Origin of the sequence: Roseofilum sp. Guam, from assembly GCF_017746735.1 — a bacterium.
In the GTDB taxonomy this organism is placed as follows: domain Bacteria; phylum Cyanobacteriota; class Cyanobacteriia; order Cyanobacteriales; family Desertifilaceae; genus Roseofilum; species Roseofilum reptotaenium.
In genome coordinates this window covers 1-13958 of sequence record NZ_JAGHZN010000079.1, presented here as the reverse complement: position 1 = coordinate 13958, position 13958 = coordinate 1, and the positions used below count along the sequence as shown (strand labels likewise).

Sequence of the window (13958 nt, the reverse complement as noted above, 5' to 3'; positions counted from 1 at the left end):
CCTATGAAGATTTGAATATCGCCGGCCTGGTTAGAAACCATAAACTAGCCAAGTCGATAAGTGATGCAGGATGGTCGCAGTTTCGGCGGTGGTTAGAATATTTTGGGGGTAAATACGGAAGAGTAACGATTGCAGTTCCTCCCCACTATACCTCTCAGGAATGTTCCAATTGTGGCGAAATTGTCAAAAAGACCCTATCAACTCGTACTCACATTTGTCCACACTGCCAATATGTGGAGGATCGTGACATTAACGCGGCGAAAGTAATTCTGCAACGTGGATTAAAAATACTCTGGGGCACAGAGGAATTTACGCTTCAGGAGAGAAGCCCTCTTGGTGAGTTGGAGAAATCCTGCCCTCTTACGGCATCTCGATGAATGAAGAATCCCCGCGTCTTCAGACCGGGGAGTGTCAAATTTCAGCATCTTTGTACCATTCTTCCAACTGTTGTTGTTGGGTACGGCGGGAGGGACGGCGATATTTTTTGGTATTCAGTTTAGGCTCGTAAGTATTGTGACCTTTACGCTTCAGGGTAGATTCAGGATCGGCTTGGCGATCGCGCTGTTCTTGACGGGCGATCGCCTCTTGCAAAAACATGAGATAATGTTCGTAGCGCTCCCAGTCTCCTCGAATTGCACAATCCGGTTCTTCCCGATGCAAACAGTCACTAAATTGGCAATGATCGACCTTCATGAGCGCCCGCACTTCTGGAAAATAGTCTCCTAATGCTTCTGGAGGATAGTCTACATCCGGCTGATTAAATCCGGGGGTATCCGCCAAAAGTCCGCCACTAGGTAACTTAAATAACTCCACATGACGAGTGGTGTGTCGTCCCTTTTGGAGCTTTCCAGACACTTTCCCTACCCGCAAATGGGCATCGGGAATCAAAGTATTAATTAAACTCGATTTTCCCACCCCAGAAGGGCCTGCAACAATCGTGACTCGTTGCGCTAGCTGTTGCTCGAGTTCTGCTAACCCCTGTCCACTCACCACACTAATGAACAGAGGCACATAACCCCATTGTCCTAAGTGGTGACACCATGCTTCTTTCCACTCAGTTGAAACCAGGTCACTCTTGTTTAAGCAGAGACACAAACTCAATGATGTTGATTCGCCTTTGACGAGAAACCGGCTGAGTTGATAGGGGTCGAGACTGGGTTGATCGACAGAAAAAACCAGTAACAGTTGATCCGCATTGGCTACAGGAGGCCGGGATAACTCGGTAGTTCGGGGATAGACTTGGGCGATCGCCCCCCGCAAACCTGACCAATCTGGATCTTCTACCCCCACGCGATCTCCCACCATCACCCGTTGACCAATCTTCTTCAGGCGCGATCGGCGAGTACAGAGCAAAGGAGTGGTTAACCCTTCCTCATCAAGCTGAACTTGATAAAAATTGGCTTGAACTGCCAACACCGTACCCACCCAAACCTGATTCATTGTGGAGGCAGATTTTCCGGATCTGATCGCCGAACTTGCAGCCGAAAAAACGGCTCCTCTTCATCCTGGGTTGACTCTTGTAGTCCTTCAATCGGATAACCTGCCATTTTCAGGCTATCCGGAACCTGCTCAATGGGTTCCCCTGCATCTAACCACACTTCCAATAGGGAACCGGGAGCCATTTTTTCCAGTTGTAGCTTCGTGCGGACAAAGTTGAGGGGACAAGGTGTCCCCCGTAAATCCAGTTGAACATCCGGAGTACCTAAATCAGTCTGGAGACTCATTTATTAAAAATCCCTCCAAACAACCCACCTCCCTTATCTTGGCGATCGCCTCTTAAGCGTTCCAACTCCTTCAAATGCTCCTTCTCATCTGCACTCAATTGTTTAGGATTAGGAATGTCCACCACCACCGTAATTAAATGATCTCCACGGCTTACGGGATTTCCCAACCGAGGAACTCCTCGATTCTCCAGCGTCAACACTGTATTCGGTTGTGTTCCTGCGGGAATAGTCAATTCTTCCGTACCATCAACCGTTGTCACCTGCACGCGAGCACCCAGGATCGCCTGTAAATAACTCACCTTCATTTCCGAAAGCACATTAATACCATCCCGCCGGAAATCCGCATCCTCATTCACAAACAAATAAACATACAAATCACCAGGAGGGCCACCCTGCTGTCCCGAATCTCCCTCATTAGATACCCGCAGTCGAGTCCCATTATCCACCCCAGCAGGAACATTAATCTTCAACTTCTTCGTAACCTGCTTATTCCCGCTACCACCACAGTCATTACACTTATCCTGGATCACCTGTCCTTGACCATTACAAGCCGGACAAACCGATACCTGAGTAAAGCTACCGAAAGGCGTGCGAGTCGCTCGGCGGATTTGACCCGAACCGCCGCAGGTTTGGCAAGTCACCGGTTTCGTTCCCGGTTTAGCTCCCGAACCATTACAGGTTTTACAGGTTTCTAAATGATTAATCCGAATCTCTTTCTCACCACCAAAAATGGCTTCTTTGAAGTCCAACTTCAAATCCAATCGTAAATCATCACCTCGGACTGGGCCTCGTCGTCTTGCCCCTTGGGTTCCCACTCCACCACCAGCAAAGCCACTGAAGAAGCTCTCAAAGATATCTGCAAAACCACCCATATCACCAAAGTCCCCAAAACCAGGGCCTCCGGCTCCACCACTCACTCCCGCTTCACCAAAGCGGTCATATCGAGCTTTGATCTCTGGCTCAGAGAGGACTTCATACGCTCGGTTAATTTCTTTGAACTTGTCTTCAGCTCCGGCTTCTTTGTTAACATCCGGGTGATATTTTCGCGCCAACCTACGGTAGGCTCGCTTGATCTCTTCTTTGTCTGCTTCGCGGGAAACACCGAGAATTTCATAGTAGTCGGCCATAGGGCGCTCTGTCTTTCGGGGATCTCTCAACAAGTGGGCATATAGAACTCCACATTATTATAGCGGTATTATAGCGGTCTCTTGGGGTGGAGACAGCTTAGTTTTCTCTGAATTTTAAGGAGGAGGTGGAAAAATTTGAGGCTTTACTCAATTTCTTCATAATCCGCCGAAACGGTTTCGTCTTCCTCATCAAAGCTAAAATCGTCTTCTTCTTGCTCCGATTCTACCGAACTTTGCATGGTTTCTGCTGCCGAATCAATCACCGTTTCCCCTTGGGTGAAGTCCTCGACAGCACCTGAACCTGCATATACGGATGAACCAATGGTAAATAGAATTTGTTGTAGGGCATTCATTTGCTCTTTAACTGCTTCCACTGAGCTATCTGGAGCCTCTAAACTCACCCGCAGTTGCTCAATCCGGCCTTGAGCTTCCACTTGCAGATCTTCGGGAATTACGTCTCTATTTTGTTCTAAGGTGGAATAGTAACTCTGGAATAAACCCTCAGCTTGGTTTTTTAGTTCGGCTAATTGGCGGCGCACCCGGTCAGATTCGGAATAGACTTCCGCTTCCATGCGCATTTTTTCTATTTCGGTCTGACTTAAACCACCCGTATTGGTAATTTCGATACTTTGTTCTCGTCCGGTTCCTTTGTCTCTTGCTGATACTTTGAGGATACCGTTGGCATCAATTTCAAAGGAGACTTCAATTTGAGGTACACCTCGCGGTGCGGGAGGAATACCGGTCAGTTGGAATTTCCCCAGGCTTTTATTATCAGCGACCATGGCTCGTTCCCCTTGTAGCACGTGGATTTCTACTGAGGTTTGACCATCGGTGGCGGTCGAGAAAATTTGAGTTTTACTGGTGGGAATGGTGGTATTGCGTTCAATAATTTTGGTGAATACTTCACCCAGGGTTTCAATGCCCAGAGATAGGGGGGTGACATCCAGGAGCAGGAGGTCTTTAATTTCTCCTCCCATGACTCCTCCTTGGATGGCAGCACCCAGAGCTACGGCTTCATCAGGGTTAACGGAGCGGTCTGGTTTTTTGCCACCAAAGTATTGGGAAAGGGCTTCTTGAACGGAGGGGATGCGAGTGGAACCGCCGACTAAGATGATGCGATCGATATCTTCTTTGGTTTTATTGCCATCTTTAAGGGCTTGTTCTACTGGTTCTAAGGTTCCCCGAATCATGTCTTGGGCTAACTCTTCAAATTTAGAGCGAGTTAGCTCCATTTCTAGATGTTTGGGGCCAGTTTCATCAGCCGTGATGAAGGGCAAGTTGATGGAGGTTGCCGTCATATTTGAGAGTTCGATTTTGGCTTTTTCAGCGGCTTCTCGTAACCGTTGGAGGGCCATTTTATCTACCGATAGATCGATCCCTTCTTGGTCTTTGAATTCTTCGATCATCCAGGTGACGATGCAGTTATCGAAGTCGTCGCCGCCTAAATGGTTATTTCCAGAGGTGGCGACGACTTCAAAGATGCCATCACCGAGTTGGAGAATGGAGACATCGAAGGTTCCGCCACCGAGATCGAAGACGAGAATGAGTTGTTCTTGGTCTTGTTTGTCAAGACCGTAGGATAGGGCAGCAGCGGTGGGTTCATTGATAATGCGTTGGACTTCTAAACCAGCGATATTCCCCGCGTCTTTGGTGGCTTGCCGTTGAGCATCGGTAAAGTAGGCAGGAACGGTAATGACGGCTTCGGTAACGGGTTCTCCCAGGTAGTTTTCCGCGTCCTGTTTGAGTTTTTGTAGGATCATGGCGGAAATTTCTTGGGGGGTATAGTTACGCCCTCGCACTTGCACATCGACCGTGCTATCGCGACCTTGGATACATTTGTAGGGGACACGGGAGCGTTCCATTTCCGTGTCGTCCCAGCGCCTACCGATAAACCGTTTGATGCTATAGATACTGTTTTCCGCGTTGGTGACAGCTTGGCGTTTGGCCAGTTGACCGATCAGGCGATCGCCAGCTTTGCCAAAGCCGACCATACTGGGGGTAGTTCTGCCACCTTCTGCATTGGAGATCACGACGGGTTGACCTCCCTCTAATACCGATACACAACTATTGGTTGTGCCTAAATCAATCCCAATAACTTTTCCCATATTAAGCTGCCAGATGTTGAAGTTAATAACGGCATAATTGGTTATGTATAAAGGGATCACCGATCAAGTTGGATATGGACTTGATGTTGATGTGATTTCCCCTTTCTTTACCGATTACCGTTAATTTTAGATCACGGTTTTAGCTCTCACTCTCTTCGGCTTCCGGTTCGTTTGTTTGTTCGGTTGCGTCCTCAACTGGGAGTGCCGGTTCGTCTTCTGGTGCAGCGGCTACCTTGACCATGGCGTGGCGTAATACTCGGTCATTGAGAAGATAGCCTCGCATCAATTCTTCAGTCACCGTGCCTTCAGCATATTCTGAGGTTGCCTCTCTCATGACCGCTTCATGGAGATTGGGGTCAAATTCTTTCCCTTCTGCTCGCATGGGAGAAACGCCAATGCGTTTGAGACAGTCTACTAATTGTTTGTAGACACTTTGATAACTTTTGTGAATTGTCATTTCCCCATCATTTTGGGGTTTAATTTGCGATCGCGCCCGCTCAAAGTTATCAACCACTGGTAGCAATTCTTGTAGGGTCTTACACTTGGTCTGATCTTCTAATTCCCCCTTTTCTTTTTGTGTCCGTTTGCGGAAGTTATCAAAGTCAGCTCCTAAACGTTGGTATTGAGCTTTAACTTCCTCGTAACTCTGTTTTATACTGTCTAATTCCAATTCCTTACTGGCTAAGACTTCGGCTAGCAAGGCCGCTTGTGCAACATCCGCTTGATGGGCTGCTGGATCGGTTGTCTCTGAAGGGGGTTCTGAAGATGGATCTATTCCTTCAGAAGCACTATCTTCCTGAACTTGGGCCGGTTCTGTTCCATTGTCCACTTCCGGACTAGAGGTTTCTGGCTCTTGTGCAGAAACACTAGCTGGATTTTCTGCCTGATTCAAGAGGTCTTCGGGGTTGGGATTCTGAGAAGTTTCTACTGGCTTGGACTCATCGATCATTGGGGTTAACCTAATCTGACTCGCTACATCATGCAATCATTACTCCGGGAAAGATGCTGAATCTTCATCAATCGCCGTAGCTCTAGTTTTTTAGCTTATCCTGTCTTTTGACGGTTTGACGGGACGATGGAAGAAATATTTGGCTTAAGTTTTGTTCCAGAAGCGGATCTCAAGCTGGTCGTTTCCTTTCACCATTGGGTAACATGCATAATAGTAGCATGGAAGGATTAGCTGCAAGCACCCTCTATGCTATTCCTCAGAAATCCGTAGTTTCTTGATGAGGCTATCTTAAATTAATTCATATTTAGAGGAGATCTCCACCCCCCATGACCAAATCCCCCATCTCGTCACGCCGACAGCAATCTAAAGCCTTAATTGCTGTTGCGAATAATCTCTCTCCCTTTGGCAATAAACTGGTACAGTCTGGCTTTATTGAGAAAGATGATATGGAAAAGGCTCTGGTGGAAAGCCGGAAAAACAAGCGATCGCTGACCGATTTAATAGAACAACTCACCGGTAAGCAACTTTCCCCCGATCTAATTCGCCAGTACAAAAAGCAACAGCTTTTTGAACTTAAAATTCTATACGGTGTTGATTCCCTCGATCCGGAAATTAATGAAATTGATACGAATCAGGTCAATGAACTCATTGATACCTTAATTCCGTTGGATCTGTGTCGCCGTTACCAATTGGTTCCCCTATCTAAAAATAATGCCAATCCACCTGCTGTATTAGTGGCATTGGTCGATCCAGATAACTTAGCCGCTCAGGATGACCTGAATCGAGTCTTGCGTCCCCAGGGACTCACCATGAATCGCATGGTGATTACCCCAGAAGATTTTCAAGCAATTATCTCCAAGTATCTAGACGAACAAGTTAAAAAAGCACCCGATCCCAAAAAAGTAGATTCTAAACAGTTAGAAATTGATATTAGTCAATTTGGAGATACCGATCTGGAAGAAGGAGAGGATGATGAAGTCTCTGATGCCGACTTAAATAAAGCTTTGGGAGATGCTGAAAGTGCCCCAGTGATTAAGGCGGTTAACCAGATTCTGGCGAAAGCTCTATCGGATGGAGTTTCCGATATTCATGTGGAACCCCAAGAAAATGACCTCCGGGTTCGCTTTCGTAAAGATGGGGTCTTGCAACAGCCCTTTCCTCCCTTTCCGAAGAAGATTGTCCCAGCCATTACATCCCGATTCAAAATTATTGCCGATCTTGATATTGCTGAACGACGTAAACCCCAAGATGGTCGGATTCGGCGAATCTTCCAAGGTCGTAAGGTAGACTTTCGGGTGAATACCCTGCCAGCCCGTTATGGTGAAAAAATTGTACTGCGGATCTTGGATAACTCCTCGACGCAGTTGGGTTTGGATAAGTTGATTACCAGTCCAGAAACCCTAGAAATGGTGCGAGATATGGCTTCTCGGCCCTTTGGATTGATTTTGGTCACGGGGCCCACTGGGTCAGGTAAATCCACCACCTTGTATTCGATTTTAGCTGAACGTAACGACCCTGGAATTAATATCTCAACCGCTGAAGACCCAATTGAATATGCCCTGCCAGGAATTAACCAGGTGCAGGTAATTCGGGAAAAAAATATGGACTTTTCCGCCATTCTGAGGGCGTTCTTGCGGCAAGATCCGGATGTGATTCTGGTGGGGGAAACGCGGGATAAGGAAACGGCGAAGACAGCAATTGAAGCGGCACTCACAGGACACTTGGTATTGACGACATTGCATACTAATGATGCGGCTGGTGCGATCGCCCGCTTAGATGAAATGGGGGTAGAACCCTTCATGGTTTCTGGGGCGCTCCTAGGGGTCGTTGCCCAACGGCTCATGCGACGAGTCTGTAGTGAATGCCGTATTCCCTATACCCCAACTCCAGAGGAACTCTCTCGCTTTGGTTTATCAGCAGCTAAAGAAGGAAATTTAACCCTCTATAAGGCCAACACTATCGCTCCCGATGAACGGGCTGCCTTAAAAGAACAAGGAGAACTTTGTCCTAAATGTAACGGTGTGGGCTATAAAGGGCGTTGTGGGGTTTATGAACTCCTTCGGGTAACTGAAAATCTACAAGTCCTCATTAACCAAGGCGCACCCACGGAACGCATTAAAGAAGCAGCCGTTGAAGAAGGCATGGTTACCCTGTTAGCCTACAGCTTAAACCTGGTGCGTGAAGGATCGACTACTCTGGAAGAAGTAGAGCGGGTAACCTTTACCGATAGTGGTTTAGAGGCAGAACTCAAGGCCAAACGAAAAGCCGGGCTAACCTGTCGAGTCTGTGGAGCTGGACTTCAACAAGAATGGATGGACTGCCCCTATTGTATGACCCCGCGTTTTAGTGATTAATCTTACCCTTTTCTAGCCAGAGAACTCTGGCTTGATGTTGAATTTTACCAACAATTGAGGAAAAAAACTGATGAGTTATATGATTGAAGACGTGATGGAATCCTTGGTTGAACAAGGAGGATCGGATATGCACATTCAAGCGGGTGCGCCGATCTATTTTCGCATTAGTGGTAAATTAACCCCCCAGCCTCAGTTTGGAGAACAGCTTGATGGCCCAGATTGTCAGCGGCTGATCTTTTCAATGCTCAACAATAACCAGCGTAAAGATCTAGAACAAACCTGGGAGTTAGACTGTGCTTATGGGGTTAAAGGACTATCTCGGTTCCGGGTGAATGTGTATCGCGAACGGGGCTGTTATGCAGCGTGCTTGCGGGCATTAGCCTCCAAAATTCCTAATTTTGAGAAGTTGGGTGTTCCGGAAATCATGCGGGAAATGTCAGAACGACCTCGGGGTATGGTTTTGGTGACGGGACAAACTGGATCGGGTAAAACAACAACTATGGCAGCGATTTTGGATTTGATTAATCGCACCCGTGCTGAACATATTCTGACGGTAGAAGATCCGATTGAGTACGTCTTTCCTAACATTAAAAGTTTGTTTCACCAACGGCAACGGGGAGAAGATACGAAGAGTTTCTCTAATGCCCTTAAAGCCGCTTTACGGGAAGATCCAGATATCATTCTGGTGGGAGAAATGCGGGACTTGGAAACCATTGGTCTAGCTGTATCGGCAGCAGAAACGGGGCACTTGGTCTTTGGAACTATGCACACTAACAATGCGGCAGGTACGATTGACCGGCTATTGGATGTGTTCCCTCCGATTCAACAGCCCCAAATTCGGGCCCAAATGTCGGGGTCGATGGTGGGGGTTTGTTCCCAAAACTTGGTGCAGAAAGTTGGTGGTGGACGCTGTGCAGCTCAGGAGATTATGGTGAATACGCCGGCTATTGCCAACTTGATTCGGGAAGGAAAAACGACTCAAATTTACTCAGCGATTCAAACGGGTGGGAAAATGGGGATGCAAACCATGGAGATGGCTTTGGCAAAACTGGTTAATGATGGGAAAGTCTCCTACGAAGATGCGATCGGTAAATGTAATAAAGTCGATGAGTTAATGCGTTTGGTTCAACCGGCCAAACAAAAACTCTAATCTTGCTTTGAATCTCAATGTGCCCACCCCAATGATTTCAAGAATAATGAACCATGCCTGAATTTGTTGCTGATGTTCGAGACTCGATGGGAAATGCCAAGCGAGAAACTGTTAAAGCAGCCTCTCTTGGTGCAGCGCGTGCTGAATTGCTCAGTCGAGGTTTAGAGGTAGGCGAAGTCAAAAAAGCCCCACTGTTTGGCATTGACTTTGCTAACCTTGACATGGATGAGTTAAACGAAAACTTTGCTGCAGCGACGGCTAGTGTCACCGTAAAAGATAAAGCTATCTTTTCCAGGCAGTTTTCCGCGATGGTTAATGCTGGCGTGGGAATGGTACGCTGTCTAGGCGTTTTAACCGAACAATGTGAAAACCCTAAACTCAAAAGGGCATTGAAACAAATTTCAGCGGAAGTGCAAGAGGGGTCAAGTTTATCTGAGTCTATGGGTAAACACCCGGATTGCTATGATGACCTCTATGTAGCCATGGTTTCAGCCGGGGAAGTTGGGGGGGTACTCGATGATGTACTCAACCGTCTAGCAAAGTTATTGGAAGATTCGGCTCGGTTGCAAAACCAAATTAAATCAGCCATGTCTTATCCAACAACGGTAGGGACTCTTGCTGTGATTATTTTTGTTGCCTTAACGGTATTTTTGATTCCTACATTTGCCAATATCTTTGCCGATATTGGGGTGGAATTACCGGCATTTACACAGATGATGCTCCACATTAGTGCATTTCTAACTTCTCCGGCAAAGTCAGTGACCCTATTAGTCATCTTAATTGTTGCTAAGGTGTTGTACGATAACTGGTACAAAACCCCTCAAGGCAAAAAAATCATGGATAAGCAATTCCTGAAAGTGCCTTTATTTGGGGATTTGATTAAAAAAACGGCAACGGCTCGCTTTTGTCGCACATTTGGAACCCTATCCCGTGCAGGCGTTCCTATTCTCACTTCTTTGGAAATTGTTCGGGATACTTCTGGAAATCAAACTATTGCCGATGCAGTGGAAGCTTCCCGCCAAGAAATTCAAGGGGGAGGGATGATTAGTACAGCTCTTGACCGCTATAAAGTATTTCCTGCCCTAGCTATTCAAATGATTAGTATTGGGGAAGAAACGGGACAAATTGACCAAATGCTGATGAAAGTAGCTGACTTCTATGAAGATGAAGTCGAACAAGCGGTCAAAGGATTAACCAGTATGCTCGAACCCGTGATGATTGTAGTGATTGGGGGGATGGTAGGTTCGATTTTGCTGGCAATGTACCTACCCATGTTTAAGGTGTTTGAAACCTTGTAATGTCTGGAATGATAACGGGGAAGGCGATCTGCATGATGGGTCAATTCCCTGTTGTTTATTATACTCAACATAATTATAAGACGATGCCAATTAAAAAATCCCATTATGAAGCTCTATTAGCAGAATACAGTAATCTCAAGTCGGCGATCTCCTTGTTGCGTCAGTATCGCCCCTATGTGGAATTTCTGCCGAGTCTCCGACGACCAGAAGAGAGCTTAATTTCTATCCCTTTTCCTATTGTGGATTTAAAACCGAGAGAAATCATCTCTCAAGGGATTCATCAGCCTCCAATTGGATTAACACGGCTCCCCTGCGATCTGGGTTTCTTAATGTGCGATCCAGAGTGGAAAATTAAGACTGGGGTGGAAATTTTTGTCTTTATTCATCGGCCAGGTGAAGATTTTTCCGATCTCTTGGGACGATGGCGACAAACTCAAGTTTGGTTAGATGGAGATTATCAGTGGGTTATGCCTCTGAATTCTTCTCATATTATTAGTGAAGGTGCGGACAAGATTTTACCTATTTTTCTCCTATTTCTAGAAACACCTGAACGAATTAAACGGGGGTTAAAAGGTGCTGGACTCCCGTTTTTAATCCAAAATCCTTCCCTCTTACTTGAAGAAGATTCAATCGATCTTCAACTGGAGAATTTAGATGCACAATCTTATGATATTTAAACTCGGATTTCTTAAGCGGAATTATTCGATAATTTTGAGCAAAATAGGGACATAATCTTCTCCTGGAAAAATCACAGTAATGTTAGGGGGTATTTTACTGGGTAAATTGCGTTGAGCTAGGAGTAAATGATTGCAACTTTGAAGTAGCATTAAATTAAGTCCCCAGTCATCTCCAGTTCCTCTAAAATCTGTCCGTAAACCTACAATGGGTAATTTCTTAGCGTAGGCGAATCCAACTTCAAAGCAAGTCCCAGAATCTGCGTCTGCACCATCTAAAATTACTAATACTAGATGGGAATGATTCAGTCCATATAAACACCGCTTAAATATCTCTTTAGTTTCAGTCAAGCCTTTGGCTTCTTCTTGAGGTAAGAAGACAGCATATCCTGCTGATTTTAATCTTTGGGCTAATTTAGCGTTAAATTCTTGCTCTGCTTCTGTAAATAATGGGGCAGCAATGTAAATCCAAGAGGGTCGATCAAGCATGAATGTGAAAAGATATTTAGTTAGGGTAGTTTATCATTGATTCAGGGAATTGGATATGAGTCTCTGCCATTTTTCAAAGTTATATCAAGTAGGACGTTTAACCCGATTTAAAAGAAGAGTCGAGACTTCAAAAATGCAAGCCATAAGTAGACAACGACTTGATGATGAGTTTGACTCGGGATGCAAAGGAGGCTAGCATTGAATCAATTTTTTATATCTTTGAGAATAGATTACAACATTTTATCCTCTTTTTTTCGAGATTAAGCTAACTTTCAACACTTCTAGCTCATCACCATGTCCGATCAACCCCGTACCCGCCAAGAACTCTACGATCGCATTCGCAAAATGGGTCGTGAAGCCTTCATCCTCGAAGAAATGATTCGCTATGGATTTTGGCCCGAACAGGGAGAACTTCCCCAAGACCCAGCCGATGAAATTCGCCGTCGTTCAGAACTGTATCGGCAACTGACTGAGCTACGACAAAAAAACCGTCAACTGCAAGATGAACAAGCCATCCGTCGGCAATTGCGAAAACAACGGTTAGCGGAATCTCGCCGGAAGCGGGAAGAAACGAAACAAAGACAGGAAGAGGAAAGACAAGCAAGGGCACAAGTTTGGCAAGAGCGTCAACAACAGGAGATTGTTTATTTAGGGGAAGAGGTTTCTGGGGGTTTAGGAGAGCAGCAGAGTAACCCCTCAGAACTCGATCGCCATGGACTACCTCAACTGGCAACAGCCGCCGATATTGCCCAAAAAATGGGGATTACATTGGGCGAGCTAAGATTTTTGACCTTTGACCGGAAAACGGCGACTGTATCCCACTATATCCGCTTCAAAATGCCTAAAAAGACGGGGGGTGAACGATTGATTTCTGTGCCCATGCCCCGGTTAAAACGGGCGCAATACTGGATTTTGAGTCAGATTTTAGAGAAGATTCCGGTTCATGAGGCGGCCCATGGCTTTTGCCGCGATCGCTCCATCATTACGAATGCCAGCCACCATGTGGGAGCAGAAGTGGTGATTAATTTAGACCTTAAAGACTTTTTCCCCTCTATTTCCTATCGCCGGGTGAAAGGTTTATTTCGCTCCTTGGGCTATTCGGAAGCTGTGGCAACTATTTTGGCTCTAATCTGTACCGCCCCAGATGTGGAAGAAGTGAGCTTAGATGGCCAAACTTATTATATTGCCCTCAATCAACGGCATCTTCCCCAAGGATCTCCAGCGAGTCCTGCTATTTCTAATCTCATTTGTCGTCGTTTAGATAAACGCTTAACCCAGATGGCGGATGAACTGGGCTTTACCTATACCCGCTATGCCGACGATCTGACCTTTTCGGCTTCTGGTGATGTCCTCAGAAATATCTGTAGAATTTTGCGCCGCACAGAATCACTTATTGATTACGAAAGTTTTACCCTCCATCCTGAGAAAACGCGGATTTTGCGCCGTAAATCTTGCCAACTGGATGTTACGGGAATTGTGGTCAACGAAGGGTTAAATATAGACCGCAAAACCCTCAAGAAATTTCGCGCTACCCTACACCAAATTGAAACTCAGGGGTTAGAAGGTAAACATTGGGGACATTCTAGGAATGTGTTAGCTTCAATTCAAGGATTTGCCAATTTTGTGGCCATGGTGAATCCAGAGAAGGGCGCTCAATTTCAAGAGCAAGTGGGTCGCATTCGTCAAAAGTATGGACGAAATTGACGCTCATCCAGCTAACGCGGAGCGTATAGCTGGAGATTTCCCATTCACAGACACTTGACTAGCTCAAGGGGTGACAAAGCAGCTCCCAGATCGCTATAGCAACCTTTTTTGATAGTATTTTGCTCAAAACGTCAACTGAAATGAAAGGTCGCGATCACATAAGCATAACATTAGCTTATCCCTCTTCTGTCACTTTCGGAAATCGCGATCGCTGTATCCCCTATGGAGAGAGACATGTACTGATCTGACTGAATTTTCGAGTTTCTGTTAGGAAAAACTGTCGCGATCGCCGATACTGCACGAGCTTACAGCGCTTCGCGCTGTATTGAGGTACAATGGTTGAGGAAGAGATTTGATGGGTATGAAGAGACAATCAAAGCATAT

At 46.0% G+C, this 13958-nt stretch carries 12 protein-coding genes; 6 read left to right on the top strand and 6 right to left on the bottom strand.

Annotated features, from left to right (window positions below):
* A partial coding sequence (locus tag J7529_RS22940) for a transposase (RefSeq protein WP_318730906.1) occupies nucleotides 1–377 on the top strand: 377 nt, incomplete at its 5' end.
* Between the two features lie 34 nt (nucleotides 378–411).
* Here the strand turns inward: J7529_RS22940 and rsgA are convergent.
* The 5 genes from rsgA to grpE all read right to left on the bottom strand — a co-directional run bounded on the left by rsgA (nucleotide 412) and on the right by grpE (nucleotide 5905).
* Nucleotides 412–1440 carry a small ribosomal subunit biogenesis GTPase RsgA gene (gene rsgA / locus J7529_RS22935; protein ID WP_318730905.1) on the bottom strand — a complete coding sequence of 343 codons (1029 nt, stop codon included), beginning with the start codon at nucleotides 1438–1440 and terminating at the stop codon, nucleotides 412–414.
* On the bottom strand, nucleotides 1437–1724 hold the full coding sequence (locus tag J7529_RS22930; RefSeq protein ID WP_318730904.1) for a sulfurtransferase TusA family protein: 288 nt from the start codon (nucleotides 1722–1724) through the stop codon (nucleotides 1437–1439). The genes rsgA and J7529_RS22930 overlap by 4 nt, the downstream gene beginning before the upstream one ends.
* The gene (dnaJ, locus tag J7529_RS22925; RefSeq protein WP_318730903.1) at nucleotides 1721–2851 is read right to left on the bottom strand and encodes a molecular chaperone DnaJ; all 1131 of its coding nucleotides are present in this window, start codon (nucleotides 2849–2851) and stop codon (nucleotides 1721–1723) included. The genes J7529_RS22930 and dnaJ overlap by 4 nt, the downstream gene beginning before the upstream one ends.
* Before the next feature lie 143 nt (nucleotides 2852–2994).
* Complete coding sequence (gene dnaK, locus J7529_RS22920) at nucleotides 2995–4956, bottom strand: molecular chaperone DnaK (protein ID WP_318730902.1); 1962 nt, start codon at nucleotides 4954–4956, stop codon at nucleotides 2995–2997.
* Between the two features lie 139 nt (nucleotides 4957–5095).
* On the bottom strand, nucleotides 5096–5905 hold the full coding sequence (grpE, locus tag J7529_RS22915) for a nucleotide exchange factor GrpE (RefSeq protein WP_318730901.1): 810 nt from the start codon (nucleotides 5903–5905) through the stop codon (nucleotides 5096–5098).
* A gap of 326 nt (nucleotides 5906–6231) precedes the next feature.
* Here grpE and J7529_RS22910 point away from each other — a divergent pair, with 326 nt between their 5' ends.
* The 4 genes from J7529_RS22910 (at nucleotide 6232) to J7529_RS22895 (ending at nucleotide 11384) form a co-directional block, all read left to right on the top strand.
* The gene (locus J7529_RS22910; protein ID WP_318730900.1) at nucleotides 6232–8259 is read left to right on the top strand and encodes a GspE/PulE family protein; all 2028 of its coding nucleotides are present in this window, start codon (nucleotides 6232–6234) and stop codon (nucleotides 8257–8259) included.
* A 70-nt stretch (nucleotides 8260–8329) separates the two neighbouring features.
* Complete coding sequence (locus J7529_RS22905; RefSeq protein WP_271940787.1) at nucleotides 8330–9409, top strand: type IV pilus twitching motility protein PilT; 1080 nt, start codon at nucleotides 8330–8332, stop codon at nucleotides 9407–9409.
* Between the two features lie 53 nt (nucleotides 9410–9462).
* The gene (locus J7529_RS22900) at nucleotides 9463–10707 is read left to right on the top strand and encodes a type II secretion system F family protein (protein ID WP_271940784.1); all 1245 of its coding nucleotides are present in this window, start codon (nucleotides 9463–9465) and stop codon (nucleotides 10705–10707) included.
* An 83-nt stretch (nucleotides 10708–10790) separates the two neighbouring features.
* Nucleotides 10791–11384 carry a hypothetical protein gene (locus J7529_RS22895; protein WP_318730899.1) on the top strand — a complete coding sequence of 198 codons (594 nt, stop codon included), beginning with the start codon at nucleotides 10791–10793 and terminating at the stop codon, nucleotides 11382–11384.
* A 21-nt stretch (nucleotides 11385–11405) separates the two neighbouring features.
* Here the strand turns inward: J7529_RS22895 and J7529_RS22890 are convergent, their stop codons facing one another.
* Entirely contained in the window at nucleotides 11406–11870 is a 465-nt protein-coding gene (locus tag J7529_RS22890) for a nucleoside 2-deoxyribosyltransferase (protein WP_318730898.1), read from the bottom strand.
* Nucleotides 11871–12164: 294 nt separating this feature from the next.
* Here J7529_RS22890 and J7529_RS22885 point away from each other — a divergent pair, with 294 nt between their 5' ends.
* Nucleotides 12165–13574, top strand: coding sequence for a reverse transcriptase domain-containing protein (locus J7529_RS22885; RefSeq protein WP_318730897.1), 1410 nt, complete (start codon nucleotides 12165–12167; stop codon nucleotides 13572–13574).
* Nucleotides 13575–13958: the final 384 nt, after the last annotated feature.

Excerpts from the sequence above, each read along its gene's own strand:
- J7529_RS22930 (WP_318730904.1), bottom strand. The coding sequence starts at position 1,724 with ATGAGTCTCCAGACTGATTTAGGTACTCCGGATGTTCAACTGGATTTA.
- J7529_RS22905 (WP_271940787.1), top strand. The coding sequence starts at position 8,330 with ATGAGTTATATGATTGAAGACGTGATGGAATCCTTGGTTGAACAAGGA.
- dnaJ (WP_318730903.1), bottom strand. The coding sequence starts at position 2,851 with ATGGCCGACTACTATGAAATTCTCGGTGTTTCCCGCGAAGCAGACAAA.
- dnaK (WP_318730902.1), bottom strand. The coding sequence starts at position 4,956 with ATGGGAAAAGTTATTGGGATTGATTTAGGCACAACCAATAGTTGTGTA.
- J7529_RS22885 (WP_318730897.1), top strand. The coding sequence starts at position 12,165 with ATGTCCGATCAACCCCGTACCCGCCAAGAACTCTACGATCGCATTCGC.
- J7529_RS22900 (WP_271940784.1), top strand. The coding sequence starts at position 9,463 with ATGCCTGAATTTGTTGCTGATGTTCGAGACTCGATGGGAAATGCCAAG.
- J7529_RS22910 (WP_318730900.1), top strand. The coding sequence starts at position 6,232 with ATGACCAAATCCCCCATCTCGTCACGCCGACAGCAATCTAAAGCCTTA.
- J7529_RS22890 (WP_318730898.1), bottom strand. The coding sequence starts at position 11,870 with ATGCTTGATCGACCCTCTTGGATTTACATTGCTGCCCCATTATTTACA.
- rsgA (WP_318730905.1), bottom strand. The coding sequence starts at position 1,440 with ATGAATCAGGTTTGGGTGGGTACGGTGTTGGCAGTTCAAGCCAATTTT.
- J7529_RS22895 (WP_318730899.1), top strand. The coding sequence starts at position 10,791 with ATGCCAATTAAAAAATCCCATTATGAAGCTCTATTAGCAGAATACAGT.
- grpE (WP_318730901.1), bottom strand. The coding sequence starts at position 5,905 with ATGATCGATGAGTCCAAGCCAGTAGAAACTTCTCAGAATCCCAACCCC.